This is a genomic window from Succinimonas sp. (genome assembly GCF_045225735.1).
Lineage (GTDB): Bacteria > Pseudomonadota > Gammaproteobacteria > Enterobacterales > Succinivibrionaceae > Succinimonas.
Map to the genome: position 1 here is coordinate 1 of NZ_JBGVBR010000291.1, position 15,025 is coordinate 15,025.

The 15,025-nt window shown below is 47.0% G+C and carries 12 protein-coding genes; 2 read left to right on the forward strand and 10 right to left on the reverse strand.

Going from position 1 to position 15,025, the window contains the following annotated elements; translation table 11 throughout:
• Window positions 1–330 (forward strand): DUF3990 domain-containing protein (locus tag ACJROR_RS10540; RefSeq protein ID WP_406547018.1); only part of this gene is annotated, 330 nt, incomplete at its 5' end.
• Window positions 331–333: 3 nt separating this feature from the next.
• Entirely contained in the window at window positions 334–567 is a 234-nt protein-coding gene (locus ACJROR_RS10545; RefSeq protein ID WP_406038144.1) for a hypothetical protein, read from the forward strand.
• A 105-nt stretch (window positions 568–672) separates the two neighbouring features.
• Here ACJROR_RS10545 and ACJROR_RS10550 read toward each other — a convergent pair whose 3' ends face one another.
• The 10 genes from ACJROR_RS10550 to ACJROR_RS10595 all read right to left on the reverse strand — a co-directional run bounded on the left by ACJROR_RS10550 (window position 673) and on the right by ACJROR_RS10595 (window position 14,797).
• Window positions 673–2,061: a 3-deoxy-D-manno-octulosonic acid transferase gene (locus tag ACJROR_RS10550; RefSeq protein WP_406547019.1), complete on the reverse strand. Its 1,389-nt coding sequence runs from the start codon at window positions 2,059–2,061 to the stop codon at window positions 673–675.
• A 3-nt stretch (window positions 2,062–2,064) separates the two neighbouring features.
• Window positions 2,065–3,135, reverse strand: coding sequence for a lipopolysaccharide heptosyltransferase II (gene waaF / locus ACJROR_RS10555; RefSeq protein ID WP_406547020.1), 1,071 nt, complete (start codon window positions 3,133–3,135; stop codon window positions 2,065–2,067).
• A gap of 199 nt (window positions 3,136–3,334) precedes the next feature.
• On the reverse strand, window positions 3,335–4,675 hold the full coding sequence (locus ACJROR_RS10560) for an AAA family ATPase (RefSeq protein ID WP_406547021.1): 1,341 nt from the start codon (window positions 4,673–4,675) through the stop codon (window positions 3,335–3,337).
• Window positions 4,676–4,749: 74 nt separating this feature from the next.
• On the reverse strand, window positions 4,750–6,129 hold the full coding sequence (locus ACJROR_RS10565) for a sigma-54-dependent transcriptional regulator (RefSeq protein ID WP_406547022.1): 1,380 nt from the start codon (window positions 6,127–6,129) through the stop codon (window positions 4,750–4,752).
• Window positions 6,130–6,375: 246 nt separating this feature from the next.
• Entirely contained in the window at window positions 6,376–7,698 is a 1,323-nt protein-coding gene (locus ACJROR_RS10570) for a hypothetical protein (protein ID WP_406547023.1), read from the reverse strand.
• Between the two features lie 262 nt (window positions 7,699–7,960).
• On the reverse strand, window positions 7,961–8,620 hold the full coding sequence (locus tag ACJROR_RS10575; RefSeq protein ID WP_406547024.1) for an ABC transporter ATP-binding protein: 660 nt from the start codon (window positions 8,618–8,620) through the stop codon (window positions 7,961–7,963).
• A 396-nt stretch (window positions 8,621–9,016) separates the two neighbouring features.
• Window positions 9,017–10,261, reverse strand: coding sequence for an ankyrin repeat domain-containing protein (locus ACJROR_RS10580; RefSeq protein ID WP_406547025.1), 1,245 nt, complete (start codon window positions 10,259–10,261; stop codon window positions 9,017–9,019).
• Window positions 10,262–10,300: 39 nt separating this feature from the next.
• The gene (locus tag ACJROR_RS10585; RefSeq protein ID WP_406547026.1) at window positions 10,301–11,437 is read right to left on the reverse strand and encodes a hypothetical protein; all 1,137 of its coding nucleotides are present in this window, start codon (window positions 11,435–11,437) and stop codon (window positions 10,301–10,303) included.
• A gap of 525 nt (window positions 11,438–11,962) precedes the next feature.
• Window positions 11,963–12,994, reverse strand: a complete 1,032-nt coding sequence (locus tag ACJROR_RS10590; RefSeq protein WP_406547027.1) for a sensor histidine kinase — start codon at window positions 12,992–12,994, stop codon at window positions 11,963–11,965.
• Between the two features lie 444 nt (window positions 12,995–13,438).
• Window positions 13,439–14,797, reverse strand: a complete 1,359-nt coding sequence (locus ACJROR_RS10595) for an ATP-binding protein (RefSeq protein ID WP_406038164.1) — start codon at window positions 14,795–14,797, stop codon at window positions 13,439–13,441.
• Between the last annotated feature and the right edge of the window lie 228 nt (window positions 14,798–15,025).

The following is a 15,025-nucleotide window of genomic DNA, read 5'->3' on the forward strand; positions in this document are numbered from 1 at the left end:
GAGATTGATGACTCGTTTATGCAAAGGGAAGATCTGAATATCAGGGATTTCGGAGTCAGGACATCAGAAGAATGGGCGAGATTCGTCCGAAATAACCGCAACAAAAGGTTTGCCGATTTTGCTAATCCGGAATGCAACCTGGATGACAAATATGACATTGTTATCGGTCCCATCGCAGATGATGACATGACGCTTCTCTTCAGACAATATGAAAACGGCATGATGACCTTTGAAAACATGCTTAAGGGCATGATTTACAAGGAAACCACCAATCAGTATTCTTTCCACACAAAGAAGGCTGTCAGTTTGTTAAGAAAGGCAGGTGTTTAATCAATGATGTCAAAAGAGCAGCAGATGGTTGAATATATGGTACAGGATCTTGTAGAGATCCTTACAGAGACACGTGGGATCGAATATGATGATGCCATGCGCATACTATATGCTTCAGAAGTTTACGAAAAGCTGACTGACATCGAAACCGGGTTATATCGTGAAAGCCCGGGGTATGTTTACGGGCTTTTACAGGATGAACTGAATTTTGGACATATTGTGCAGGCAGAAATATGATTGCTGATGTCTAGCTCTGCATGATAGTAAAGCTCTCTTGATACTCATCAAAAGCCAAAAAGCACCGTAATTCTGAAGCTGTGTTCCGGAAAATGACAGACGGCATTACGATAGAGACGGCTGCCTGCTATCCTCAGCTCCGGCGGCTCCGGCATCCAGTATCCGGTTAATTTCCTCCAGCGTTTTCTGAAGCGCTCCCCGGTTTTCATCAATAAACTCCCGGGCGGCCAGCCCCAGCTTCTTAAGCTCTTCGGGATCCCTGAGCAAATCCGCCAGATCCCGGGCCAGCGTTTCACAAGGGATCACCCGGCTGGCCTTCTTTGCCGCCATTTCCTGAAAAATTTTCCGGAAATTGCGGATAAAGGGGCCGGTAACCACCGGAACTCCCAGAGCCGCCGGCTCCAGGGGATTATGTCCTCCGATATCGATAAGACTGCCCCCCATCAGCGTGAGATCTGCCATCCCGAAATAGAGATAAAGCTCCTGCATGGAGTCTCCCAGAATCACCTCCGGAAGCGCAAAGGAGGGATCCTGAAGTTCGTTTTCCAGCTGCGATCGCCGCATCCCCCGAAAACCGCTCTCCCCGATAAGATCCCACACCTCCTGAAACCTTTCCGGATGGCGGGGCACCAGTACCAGCACGAGAGAAGGCACTGTCTTCCTGATTTCCCGGAACATCTCCAAAGCCAGAGGATCCTCCCCCCGGTGGGTGCTGGCCACCGTAAGAAAAAGGGGCTCTCTGTCAAGAGATTCTTCAGGGGGAGATCCCTCCGGAGTCCTCCTCTCTGAAAGCCGCTTTCTTAAAGCCCGCCCTTCCTCAAAAGCTCTGGTGTCCGGAGTGATATCAAACTTAATGGATCCGGAAACCGCAAGGCGGGAATCCGGAATGCCCAGCTTCGCAAAATTCGCCAGATCCGCCGGAGTCTGACAGATAAACCGGCTGATCCGATCTCCGATAGCTTCCGGAAAAAGCTTCCCCGCCCGGAGATAACGATCCCGGGAACGGTCAGACAGCCTGGCATTCATTACCAAGGCCGGAATGCCGCGCTTTTTAAGCTCTCCCAAAAGCACGGGCCAGAGCTCGGTTTCCATGGTAACGTAAAGCCGGGGGTTAACCCGGTTCAGAAATCTTTTTACCGCCAGCGGGGAATCCAGCGGAGCATAGAGGTGGGTTACCATATTTCGGACACCGTCATAAACCGCCGCTCCGGTAGCCGTAGTGGTGGTAACCAGCACCGGGATATCTGGATGGGTTTTCCGGAATTCCATAATAAGAGGCTTCGCCCCCATGGATTCTCCCACGCTTACCGTATGAAACCATACCGGGCTGCCGTAATCAGTTTCAGGGACATACCCCAGAAGCTCCCGCCACCTAGTACCGTAAGGGGTGCGGGAACGGAGTCTGATAAACATGGCAAAAAACGGGGCCAGAATGGCTGTACCGGCGCTGTAGCAAAGTTCTGCCGCCCGAACTAAAGGAGATCTCCCGGTCATGGCCTAACTCTCCCCGGCGGCTTTTTCGGAAACACCGAGATCCGGCCACTTTTTAATCAGACGATCCCACACCAGATCCGGAAGGAGTGACGTAAGACACTCCGGATTGCCCCGGGGACAGACACGTTTAAAGCAGGGATGACAGCTCATGTCAGATTCAATCAAAAGAGCATCATCCTGAGAAGGCGGAGTATAGACAGTGCTGGTGGAGCCAAAGACAGCCGCAAGACGAACTCCCACGGCCGCGCTGACATGCATAAGTCCGGAATCGTTGGAAATGACAAGAGAGCACATAGCCAAAAGATCAATGGCATCCTCCAGAGTGGTGCTCCCGGCTAACACTCTGACGCGGCTCTGATATTCCTCGCCTGTCAGCCCCCTGATAGTCTCACCGGTCTCCCGATCCTTGCCGGAACCGAAGATCCAGCATTCCCGAGCCGGGTTCAGGGAAAGATACTTCTTTGCGAGAGCGGCATAATACTCGGGAGGCCATTTTTTAGCAGGGCCGAACTCCGCTCCCGGGCAGAGCCCCAGAGGGAGAACGCCCTCTTTTATGCCAAACTTATTAAGAAGAACGGCGGGATCAACGGGTTCGACCCGCAGTCTGGGGTACGACAGAAATTCCAGATCCTCTTGCTTTTTGACCTTATCAAGAGGCCAGGCCAAAGCGGAATATCTGGCAATAAGTCTGGGGAAATCCTTTTTGTTTTTGCGCATGGAGTTCAAAAGACCATAACGCATCTCCCCTTTCCAGCCCACCCGCTTTTTAATGCGGGCAAAAAAGGGAATGAGTGCGCTTTTCCAGGAATTCGGCAGGATATAAGCGACATCATAATGCTCCTCCCGAAGTTCCCGGCCCAGTCTGAGACGCCCCCGGAGATCAAAGCTGCCGTGCCCGATAGGCATGAGAATCCCCTTCTCTGCTTCGGGCATTCTCCTCACAATATCCAGACACCAGGCCGGTGCCAGCACATGGATAACCGCCTCAGGATGAAGCTTTTTCAGGGTGATGAGGAGACTTTGAGCCATTACCAGATCCCCTACCCAGGAAGGGGCTATTACCAGTATTTTCATAAAACCTCGCTTGTGATGCCGGTTTTTAAAGAAAAGAAAAAACAAAACGAAACAGTGTCATGCACGGCATTAAAAATGCTGATTTCACAGCGCAGGAGACCTGCCTCAGGAATTGGCTGAATTTTCAAATTAGGAGAGCAAAAACTGCCGAAAAACCTTCTGAAACATCAAATCTCGGCATAAACATTAAATCTGTCTTTCACTCCTCAGCCCCCTGGAATTCATAAACTTCAGCAGATATCTTCGCAATCGCATCATTAACAGAAGAAACAGCAAAGCCGCAGCCATTATAGTTTTCTAATTCTTCAACTGTTACAGCATTATCAGCCATAGTAAACTGATAAACCGCTATCTGTTCGCTGGTCAAAAGATCCTTGCCGGCATAAAAGTGTTTAGCCATCAGCTGATCTTTATTTTTCCTCATCGACAGCGAGCACATGTTGTTGATATGCTGCATGATAGTGTCACTGTAAGTGGTTATCCAGACGTTGTATCCGGCATTTGCCATATTAATTAGAAGCCGGGCAATTTTTTGCTGCATCGCCAGATGCAAATGCGCTTCAGGTTCTTCAATGATGATTGTTTTAAAGGGAACCTTTGATTTTAATAACAGCAGCAAGGGAGATATTTCAGCTATCAGGCTTGATGACGCAACAAGAGGCAATTCAAATGCACTATCCTTTGGTTTATATCTCAATACGGGAATATCATCATTTCTTAAAACTATATCTCCGTTTAACAATTCATTTTGTATAAAATTGACAATTTCTGCATCTGAACTATTTAACTGTTCTGCATTATCAAACTGGAGAATCAATTTTAAAAAGTCTGTGTGAGGCTGAGTAAGCAAAGCTTCAGGTTCACCATCGTAATCTGCGAAAGTTTTTTGCCTTGCCTTCTCTGCAAGCAAAGGATACGAAAGCATAAGTCCGGTTCTTGATGCCGGGAAATAAACAGGTTCTCCGTTTCTTCTCCCATTGACAGCAGGAGCCAGCCATGGTGCTGCGAGCCCCTGCATTAAAAGATTCCAGCAAATACAGGCATTGATATCATAAATTTCGGCCGAGGTTATATCTTTGGCATCCATAACAGGCACTTTAAAACCGTCATTTGATGCAAAGACTTTATTACCAGAATCAGTCCATGATAATTTTGCTGTTTCATGAAGACAATAGTCTGAAATCTTCAAATACTTTATTGGAATATTCCTATAAAAAATTCTCTGAACGATTACATCTTTATTGTTATCAAGAAGCTCATTAAACCAATCGACATAAAAACAGGCAATCTCATCTGAAAAAGATATCTCCTTGTTCATATGTGACAGGAGCCATTCCTCGCATCTTTTATAGCATGGAGATGATAAATCAGCATTTAAAAACACATCCCTGCCTGATGTCAGAATCCCCCACAACAAACTCATAATATAGCTTTTTCCGCTGTTGTTATCCCCAACAAAGCATATAAAATTATGAATTCTGATTTTAGCATAATTAATCTTGCCAAATTCTGATACTTCTAAAGACCAGTGTTTATTCATAGTATATTATCGTGTCTCTGTTCCGATATCTTGTTCGGTTGGCTGTTTCGGAACCCTAAAGCTCTGCGCCTATTCTAATCGGGGATCACAAACCCCGCCTCACGCATTTTAGAGAGCTTGTAACGCAGGGTGCGGGGGCTCATGCCAAGCTTTTCAGCACACTGCTGCCGGCTGCCGCCGCACTCAATAAGAGTATCCAGAATAATCTGGAATTCCTGAATCTTCATTTCTTCCCCCAGAGTGCCGCCGCCGGAAAGCCTGTCGGATTCCGGTGCCGTCTCAGGATGCGGGGAGGCAGGCACTGCTCCGGCCTCCGGGAGAGAGAGCTGACTCTCATCATCAAAAATCAGGTTCTCCGGGGTAATCTCCCCTCCGGCAATAATGAGAGCCCGCTGCATGACATTTCCCAGCTCCCGCACATTCCCGGGCCAGCCATAGGCCAGAAGCTTTTTCTCAGCTTCCGGAGTCAGGAGCTTTTCAGGCAGCTTCTGTTCCTCGCAGGCGGATTTCAGAAGAAAACGCGCCAGAGGAACGATGTCCATGGGGCGCTCTTTTAGGGGCGGCCATTTTAAGGGAAATACGTTGAGCCGGTAATAAAGATCCTCCCGGAAAACTCCTTCCTGCACGGCCGCGCGGAGATCCCGGTTGGAGGTGGCGATAACCCGCACATCCAGAGAGATGGTTTTCCGGCCTCCCAGCCGCTCCACCTCCTTTTCCTGCAGCACCCGGAGGAGCTTGGCCTGAAGAGGCAGGGCCATTTCCGTGATTTCGTCCAGAAGAATGGTACCGCCCTGAGCCTGCTCGAATTTCCCGGGGCAGGCCTGCACCGCTCCGGTAAAAGCCCCCTTCTCATAACCGAACAGCGTGGATTCCAGCATGGTTTCGGGAATGGCGGCGCAGTTAATGGCCACAAACGGCCCTGAACTGCGCTCCGAATTGTCATGAATGTACCGGGACAAGACCTCCTTGCCGGAACCGCTGGGCCCTGTGATCATTACCGTAGCCTCAGATCTGGCTACCTTCCGGGCCATTTCCAGCAGAGCCTCCGTCCGGGGATCCCCGTACACCGGCTCTCTTTTATCCACCACCTGAAGAGGCACATAACGGCTGACCTGATTCAAAAGCACCTCGGGAGCAAAGGGCTTGGCCAGATAATCCACCGCACCGTCCCGCATAGCCTTCACCGCGCCGTCGATATTGGCATAGGCCGTCATCAAAAGCACCGGAATCTGGGGATATTTCTCATGCACGGCATTAAGAAGGCGATGACCGTCCATGCCTTCCATTTGGATATCGGATATAACCATGCTGATTCTGAGACGCGACAGAAGATCGAGAGCCTGAACTCCGCCTGAAGCCTCTTGGCACTCATAACCCGAAAGCATCAGCGTATCGGTGATGGCCTCCCGGAGCCGGGCATCATCGTCCACAATCAAAATACGGTTTTTTACCATGGCAGCCTCTTTGTTCCGGCCGGAGCCTTTTATAGCAGACTGAAACCGGCAGCTAATTAAAGTATTGAACCGGACGGCCTCTGAAACCGGAAATACCCCGGATGCCGCCGCAGAGAAAGAGCAGCTCTGTTTCGTAAACAGCAGTGATGTTTTCCGCAAGCCTGCCTGAGGGTTGCTTTCCAAATGATTCAGAATCATCGCAGGCAGGCTTTCAGCAATTATCACGCTAATTTACAAAACGCTGTATTAGATTCCCATATGCTCCTTGATAGCCGAAATCAACAGAGATACAGCGCTGAGCAAAAACAAGGTGACCACAAACGTAACAATTGTAGCAACAAACGGTCTGGGCCACAAAGATTCATCGGGAATCTTGGGATTATCGATAGTTACCAGATATTTGGACTTGCTGAGAGAGAGCTGTCTTGTGGCATCCAGATTATTTAGAGCCGCTTCTAAAATTTTCTGGGCAAACTGGTACTCAATGTTGAGCTGCTCATATTCTCCCAGAGATCTGGTAAGGACATTGCCCAGAACCTTCTGACCGTTTCCCTGCGCTTCACCGCCATTCAGAGCAATACGGCTGCGGAGAGAGGTTACCTCCTGCTCCAGAGAAGCAATCTTTGTTTTAAGGCTCACTATATCAACCGAATCCTCCCTGAGATAGGCTCTCTTCTGAGCCAGCTCCGCCTTGGCCTGAGTAATAAGGTTTTCCAGATTGCTGATTATGGAAAGAAGGTTTGAGGCTTCGGATGCGGGGTCAATGAAGGTATGCTGATCCCGGAACTGCCGCATCTTATCGGAAATATCCTCAATATCCTTTTTGGCTTTCTCAACCTCTACGCTGGCCAGTTTAATGGAATCCTGCGTCATCCTTTCATTCATCTTGTTGATGAATGAATCAAGCTCGTCAAGAATCCCCTGAGTAAGCTTCTGAGCGAACTCCGGAGAATAAGCTTTAACTTCGAGCTGCATAAGAGCGCTTTCGGTATCAACATCAACCTCAACCATGCTCTTCCAGTAATCCTGAATATCCGATTGCGTAGGCTGCTTGGACAGAGACGACACAATGTCATGACTGGAAAAGTGATCCTGAAGCTTAAGTTTGCTGTCCAGAGCATAAAACATGTCCAGAGATTGAATATAGGCAGTGGCGGTACTAATGTCAGAATTACCGGCACCGCCCAGAAAACTCATGGGAGAAGCGCCGTCAGAACCTTTTTCCGCGCTGTTGGACTTAATGGTAAAGGTCGCCGAAGATATATACATGCTGTCATAAAAGAAAGCAGTGTAAAAAAATACCAGAAGAGCCGGCAGGATGATTACGGCAAATAATGCGACAAGCTTGTAATTAACTTTGTTTTTCGCTCCGGAAGCTTTATCAGGAACATCGTCATCGCCTGCGGCCGCTTCAGCGGGAGCAGGCTGATGCGGAGTCTGGTTCTCAGCTGTATCTCTGGCTTTTTCCGCTTTAAGCTCCAGAATGTTTTTTTCCAGCTGTTCAATTTTCATCCTTCTCTTGTAGGCAACATCCAATGTCTTGCGTAATTTGTCAGATAAATCCGCCATGGCATTGACATGCGATGCTGGATGATTAGCTGCAGGATCATTTGATTGAGTTTTGTCGCCTGCCTGAGATGACTTATCGGAAAAATCATCACTGCTGCCAGCGCTGTCTGATATTAGAGTTTTATCAGAGGATGATAATGATTGTTTCTTATTAGACTTGGCACTATTAATGGATGTATTGTTTATATCTTTTTCAGAAGTAATATTAGAATGTGTATTTTCCTGCTGAGTTTGAACTGAGTTATCCATGAATCAACTACCCTTATTTTTTACCCAGTGTGTTATAGTAAGCAACTGAATCTGACAATGTTGAAAATTCTAAAAATTTTCCCTGATCAAGAATCAGAGCCTTTGTGCAGAATTTTGAAATATTTCCAACGTTGTGAGAAACAATAATTAAAGTAGAATTTTTAGCCTTTTCTTTAAAAATCTTCTGACCTTTCTCCTTGAATCTGGCATCACCTACAGAGAAAGCTTCATCCACGAGATAAAAGTCAAATCCAATGGACATGCTAAGAGCGAAATTGAGTTTAGCGCGCATGCCGGAACTGTAGGTTTTAACAGGTTCATAAAGATAATCGCCAAGTTCAGTAAAATCCTCCACAAAGGCCTTGTCCTTCTTGTAATCGCTTTTGTAGATACGGCTTATGAAACGGAGATTCTGGTAGCCGCTCAGGGATCCCACCACAAATCCCCCCAACCCTACCGGCCAGGAAATAGAACTTGTTCTGATGATATGACCTGATGACGGATAGCTGGAACCGCAAAGGAGCTTCAGCAAGGTAGATTTTCCAGTGCCGTTCAGCCCCAGGATTCCCGTATTGACTCCTTCGTTAAAGGTATAGGTAACCTCCCTGAGCGTGTACTTAAAAGCACCGGTGCTGAGCCGAAAGCGCTTTGAAACATTATCAAGCCGTATCATGCGCTAAGTCTCCCGAGAGCCGACTTTTTAAATAAAATACTGAACATAATAAAAACAAAGGTATTGATATAATATTATTAAGAATATTTACAGTATTAAGACTGTGCCATGTACAATATTTATAAATATCTCTGAAAAACAGCTGCATTATATCAGCAGCATGTAAAACAGCAAATAATTCGCTTAACACAGGCATTCTATCAAACACTGATGATCTTTTGTAGTTTTGCTGTAATTATGCCGGCAGGAGAGCCCCAATATGAGCGGCGATAAGTATTTTTGTGCCGGACTTATAAAGAAAAGCCATCTGCCTGCGTAAGCCTGTTTCGGGAGTTCCCGACAAGGCGGCAGGCAGCGGCTTTCCGGAATAATATTACAAATTTACGTAATGGAAAATCAAAGATACTTGGCCAAAAGCTCTTTAAGCTCCTTGAGTTCGGGCTTGTCTGTTTCTCTGACCAGATCCTTCAGGGTCTTATACTCCGTTTTGGCATCCTTGCCTTTTCCGATCTTCATCTCATGTCCCGGAGCCAAGGCCTTTTCGGGATCCGCCCCCTTCTCCATAAGCAGTCTTGCAGCACCGGGATGGTTGGAGGCAATGGCGTAGCTCAGAGCTGTGGCGCTGTCCTGATCCTGTGTATCTATAACAGCTCCGGCATTAAGCAGGCTTTCAATAACCTTAAGACTGGGATTCTTGGGTTCGCTTACGGCCATCATAAGAGCCGTGCGCCCGCGGGAATTTGCCGCATTGGGATTGGCTCCGTTTTTAAGCAAAAGATCCACAGCCTGTTCCTTGATCGCTGAGCGATCGCTCACCGCCAGCATTAATACGGATTTCTCATTCCTTACGCGGGTAAAATTAACGTTTGCGCCATTTTCAATAAGCACGGCAATAAGATCCATTTTGGGTTCATCCTTTGATACAACATCGTAAAGAACGCTTTCCCCGTGATCGTTCACCGCATTGAAATCCGCCTTGAATTCCTTGAAAAGCCGTAAAAGATCCGGATTTCCGGTTTCCGCCGCCCAGAAGATCAGAGGAGCCTTAAAGGCATTAACAGCATTGGGATCCGCTCCCCGCTCCAGAAAAAGCCTGGCATAGGGAAGGCCGCCCTTCTCGTAGGCCCTTTCCAGCATCAGGTGATTTCCGTCCCTGACTCTGGGATCAACTCCCAGGTCAAAAAGCTTTCCGGTAAGCTCAAGATGCCGGGGTTCGCCAATGGATTTAAAGTCCAGCCAGTTTTTCAAAGCCTCGGCCTTTAATTTGTCCCACGACTTCAGTTTTTTAAGATCCGGCTTCAGGCTGATCCAGTACGCAATGATCTCCGGAGAACTCCGGCGGGTAAAAAGCTGTTCTGCCACCGTTCTTTTGCCGTCCTCGGATTCAAAATTAATGTCCCCTCCCGCATCAACTGCGGCTTTTATAAAGTCCAGACTGTAAGAACCATCCTCCCCCCGATAAGCCTTCTGATACATGAGACTGAAATAACTGAGCAGGTAGGATTCCGTGCCCTCGGGGGTGATGCTGGCACCGCGGGCCAAGGCTTTTTTAAGGAGTTCCGCATCATTATCCCGGGCTGCCAGATAGAGAATGCTGTTTTCATAGCTGGTATAGAGATTGGGATCCGCTCCGTGATCCAAAAGAGCGACAAGATATTTCTTACCGTCATCCGGGCTTTCTCACCCTTCCAGAGCCTTTACATAAACCTTGTAGGGGAGATAGCAATTGTGGAGGACGATTTTTTCATTAGGAGAGAGCCCCAGATCCAAGAGCTTGTTAAACACCGTTAAGTGATCCAGAGTCTTCAGACTGTCCTTCCGCTGCATAAAGTCCAGGAGGAGATGATCCTGATTATCCTCTCCCTCTCTCTCAAGATGAACATTCCAGAGACTGAGATTTTTAAGCCGCCTAAGATCCGGATTCAGGGAAAGCCAGTATTCCAAAAACTCCTCCTTGCCTTTCAGGAATAGCTCGGCCATGGAAATCGTGCCTGCGGGATTTTCCCAGTTATACCAGGCTCCATGCTCAATCAGAAGCTTAACGACTTCGAGCTTGGCGCTTTTCCAGTTAACATACTTGTATAGAAGCGGCACCTCTTCTGTCAGCTGTTTTTTAAGCTTCGAACTGTAACCAAAGGTCTCGGAAACCATGATATTGGGATTAGCGCCGTTTTCCAGAGCCTTCCTGATATCTTCGATCTTCGTTGAGCCGTTAAGCACCATGCTGCGGAACTTGTCATTATCCTCGGTACTGACCTGCCCCTGATATTCTCTGAGAGCCTCGTAGCCGGAGGCGGTAATCGCGCCGGCCGGAGTATTTGTTTCCGGAGGGGTTTCCGGAGTGACGGATTCAGATTTTTCCGATACGGAGTTATCTCCGCCGGCTGAGGATAACTCCCCCTCTCCCGAACCGGAATTCCCGGAGGCTGTTTCATTCACCCCATTCGCGCCACTAGATTTGGCCAGAGGTGTCTTTCCCAGCACGGCCAGCAGCTTTTCATCGTCTACCGAAATCCGCCCTCTGGCAATAACCTTCTTTTCCTCCTGAGAGTAGGAAATCTCCCCCGCCTCGCTGACAAAATCATCTATCTTGAGAAAAATTTCCGTGCGGATAATCTTGGCATTGCTCTTGATTTCATCCTGAGAAAGATGCCGGGCCATCTCGGTTCTGAGAGCCTGCATTTTAAGATTTCCCAAAGCCGCCGCCTCGTTTTTGCCGGAAGCCTCAAGGTCATAATCCGTCGTGGCTGCCGCATAACCGGAAGTCAGCAAAAGAGTCCCCAGCAAAAATCTCTGACTAAGTCTCTGATATTTCATATGACAGGCTCCCTGAATCAGCTATTACCGGAAAGCCGATTATCTCGATTTTGAAGACAAGGCGCAAGGTCAGAAAAAAGACCTCCCTGGAAAGCTGGCAACTCACTCCCGGAATCCGGTATTTCCCGAAAGCGGAAAGCCGCTACACGCTACAGACAAGTTTATACTGAATGATGTCCATGCTCTTGTGATCTTAACAGAGAATGTGAGTTTTAACATGGATTGTCAGGAGGTTGATTGTCCGTCAGAAATCAACTCATCTACACCTGTGCCTCCTTGTTAGCTTCTTCTGAAATATCTCCCGCCCGGAAGCGCTGTAACAGAGATCGCCGATGAAACCTCCTTTCTTTACCGAACCATCGGAAAAAGCCTGGCAGCCTGTAAACACAAACAGTCATGAAAGAAGCTGAAAAGTCAGCAGTTAGAACGTGGCGAAAGCAACAAGAGAAGCCGGCTGACAGATTAACGCCAGCCGGCAGGAAATCAAATGCATACCAGTGCCGGGCTCAGTTGGCCGAAGACTTCTCAGGCTGCCAGAGGCATGTTCTTCGCCATATTGTCAGCGGCCAGAGGGAATGCCACGGTAAAGCAGGTGCCCCGATCCTTTTCCGAACAGAGTCCGATGCGCCCCTGATGCGCCGCTACCACGGACTTTACCACTGCAAGTCCGAGACCGGTACCGTTGGCCTTAGTGGTAAAGAACGGTTCAAAGATACTGCGCTGGAGATCCGGACTCATGCCGCTCCCGTTATCGGCGATTTTAATGACAGCCTCCCCGTTCGCCTTGGCCACATCAATAAAAATACGGGTTGCTCCGGCCTCCACAGCATTGGCCACCAGATTGTTAAGAGCACTGGCCAGAGCAGTCTTGTTAGCGATGATTTCCATAGGAGGATCGTCCATGCGGATATCCATGCGGGCATTACCCCGGGACAAAACTCCGGCGGAGGCATTCTTTATGGAGGATACCAGTTCGGTAACCTCCAGACGATCGGCAATTTTATCGCCGGCCCTGGCAAAAAGCAGCACGTCCTTCACCTGATTTTCCAGATCCTGCAGCCTGTCAGTAAGCTTTTTCAGGAACTGGCTTCTGATGCTTTCGTTAAGACCCCGGTTAGCCAGGTTGGCAGCATAAAGCATTGCGGCAGAAAGCGGCGTTCTGATCTGATGGGCCAAAGAAGCAGCCATCTTGCCCAGACTGGACAGCCTTTCCATATGACTGATGCGCTCCTGAAGCTTTCTGGTAGGGGTAACATCAGTAAGCTCCACCAGCTGTCCCAATGAAAGCGGTCTGGTATTTACCGCAATCTTGCGACCGTCTCTCAGGGTAACCTCGTTTCCGTCATCACCTGATGGCTGAAAGCTTTCCTTTATAATAGCCAGCCATTTTCTGCCTGAGATATCCTTTCCGAACATATTTTTAGCGGCGCTGTTGGCATGTGATACCAGCCCCTTCCTGTCTACAATCACAACGGCGGCGGAGGAAGCATCAAAAACCTCCTTCATTACAGCACTGATAGAATCCTCTGAATTTTCTGGAATAGCTCTGGTCTGCATAGTCATATCTCCGACAAGAATCTCGTTTTCTGTCGATATGATTCATAAATCGTGCCAGCAAAAGCAGACTGCAAACAAAGGCTTATATCACAAGGCTCGCAGCAGTTTAATGGCTGCAAAAACAGCCTTAGTGTCAGAGATCTGAATACGGTAATTCCCGCTTTTTCAGAACATAGTCAGAAAAATGTCGGAAAGCGAAATTGACGAGGAAAATGACGGGTAACGAAGATCAGAGAGTCAGAACCAACGGTGAAATATTGATTATGCGCATAATTCCATACCGGGCAATCTTTGATTATGCGCATGGTTCCAGGCCTGGTAATCTTTGATTATGCGCATTTATTTTGGCATCATCAGGTTACGGGCCTTACTCTGCGAGCTTTGTCTTCAAATATGCGAGATCTGCACGGCTGGTTTTACAGATCTTTTTTGGTTAATCCGCAGTCAAAGGCAAAAAGTCATATATGCCGGAATGCAAACTATGCCATCCTTTATAATAAGGTTTTTGGGATGAATTATATAACTTTCGCCTATTCTTGATTTATACTTTTCTATAAACTTATTCAACGATGCAGTAGTGTAATTCTTGCCGGATTTAACTTCAATCGGGTACATCTTATATTTCAGTTTACTGTTATTTGAAATAATAAAATCAACCTCAATGTCATTACGATGCTTTTCATATGAGTAATGAGTGTAAAAATACAGTCTGTGCCCATTCGCAACAAGCATTTGCGCTATAACATTCTCATAAAGCATTCCTTCATTTATGGACAGCTTATCATTAAGAATTTGCATATAAACTTCATTTTCAAGGATTTCATTTTCATCAAAAGCATGACTGAGCAAAAGCCCGGTGTCCCCCAGGTAGCATTTCACATATGTGCGATCTTCATTGACGGACAGTCCGACATTAGGATCATTGCACATAAAGCATTCATTTGAAATCATAGAATCTGCCAGCCAGAAGAACGTATCTCTGTATTGATCTGCGTAGCTTCCTTCCTGTATATCTTTAAAAACCACACGTTTCTCATGCTTGGACAGCAATCCCGGTATCTGATCAAAGATTGACAAAACCTTAGTGCGATATTGGGTTTTTATCTTCATAATATCATTGCGATAGAGTTTCAAAATATCACGTTTTTCCGCATCTGCAGCTGCAAAATTTTTAGCATTCTGAATATAAAGAATAACCGGCTTGGGCATTCCTCCAACCAGCATGTACTGCTTAAACAGCATCATGGCCTTATTGTGCAATCCTCGTTCAAGAGGTTCTTTTTTTTCAAAACATGTTTTTATATAATTCAACAGCAGCTCTTCACCAAGAGCCCATGCAAATTCTTCAAAATCAAGCGGATACATTTTTATACTTCGTTCTTCTGACGGAAGCAGAATATCCTGCACATTTTCTTTAATAGAAATTAATGATCCTGTTTCAATATAATCATATCGTCCGTCAGCAACAAGATGCTTTATGGCAGCTCTGGCCTGCGGAAACATTTGCACTTCATCAAATATAATTACTGATTTCCTGGGAACGAGATTTACGCTGTAATGCGTGGAAAGCAACATAAAGAAATCATCAAGTTTGTTCAGATACGTATGGAAGCATTCCTCAACAAGTTTGTCTTTTTTGGAAAAATCTATAAGAAGATAGGATTCATATTCCCGTTTGGCAAATTCCTCCGCAATTGTCGACTTGCCAATACGTCTGGCTCCTTCCACCAAAATGGCCTTGGTTCCCTTGCATTTGTTTTTCCATTCGAGCAGTTTGCTGTAGATTTTTCTCTTCAAAATCATATCAACTTACCTCAATTACCCGTCAAGCTGACAGCATGCAGCTCGAATTCCTTTGATTATGCGCACGGTTGGCAATGGAACAATCTTTGATTATACGCATAGGTGTTAACGGTTCATTCTTTGATTATGCGCAATGTTGTTATAGCATTATTCTTTGATTATGCGCAACGTTACCAGGTTCGAGTTTTCTCAGAAGCATTCCAGCATCACAAAACCAGAACAGCACCC

Bases quoted from the DNA above. Each gene is read 5' to 3' on its own strand.
- ACJROR_RS10570 (WP_406547023.1), bottom strand. From the start codon at position 7,698: ATGGCGGATTTATCTGACAAATTACGCAAGACATTGGATGTTGCCTAC.
- ACJROR_RS10590 (WP_406547027.1), bottom strand. From the start codon at position 12,994: ATGCAGACCAGAGCTATTCCAGAAAATTCAGAGGATTCTATCAGTGCT.
- ACJROR_RS10585 (WP_406547026.1), bottom strand. From the start codon at position 11,437: ATGAAATATCAGAGACTTAGTCAGAGATTTTTGCTGGGGACTCTTTTG.
- ACJROR_RS10560 (WP_406547021.1), bottom strand. From the start codon at position 4,675: ATGAATAAACACTGGTCTTTAGAAGTATCAGAATTTGGCAAGATTAAT.
- ACJROR_RS10575 (WP_406547024.1), bottom strand. From the start codon at position 8,620: ATGATACGGCTTGATAATGTTTCAAAGCGCTTTCGGCTCAGCACCGGT.
- ACJROR_RS10545 (WP_406038144.1), top strand. From the start codon at position 334: ATGATGTCAAAAGAGCAGCAGATGGTTGAATATATGGTACAGGATCTT.
- ACJROR_RS10550 (WP_406547019.1), bottom strand. From the start codon at position 2,061: ATGACCGGGAGATCTCCTTTAGTTCGGGCGGCAGAACTTTGCTACAGC.
- ACJROR_RS10595 (WP_406038164.1), bottom strand. From the start codon at position 14,797: ATGATTTTGAAGAGAAAAATCTACAGCAAACTGCTCGAATGGAAAAAC.
- ACJROR_RS10565 (WP_406547022.1), bottom strand. From the start codon at position 6,129: ATGGTAAAAAACCGTATTTTGATTGTGGACGATGATGCCCGGCTCCGG.
- waaF (WP_406547020.1), bottom strand. From the start codon at position 3,135: ATGAAAATACTGGTAATAGCCCCTTCCTGGGTAGGGGATCTGGTAATG.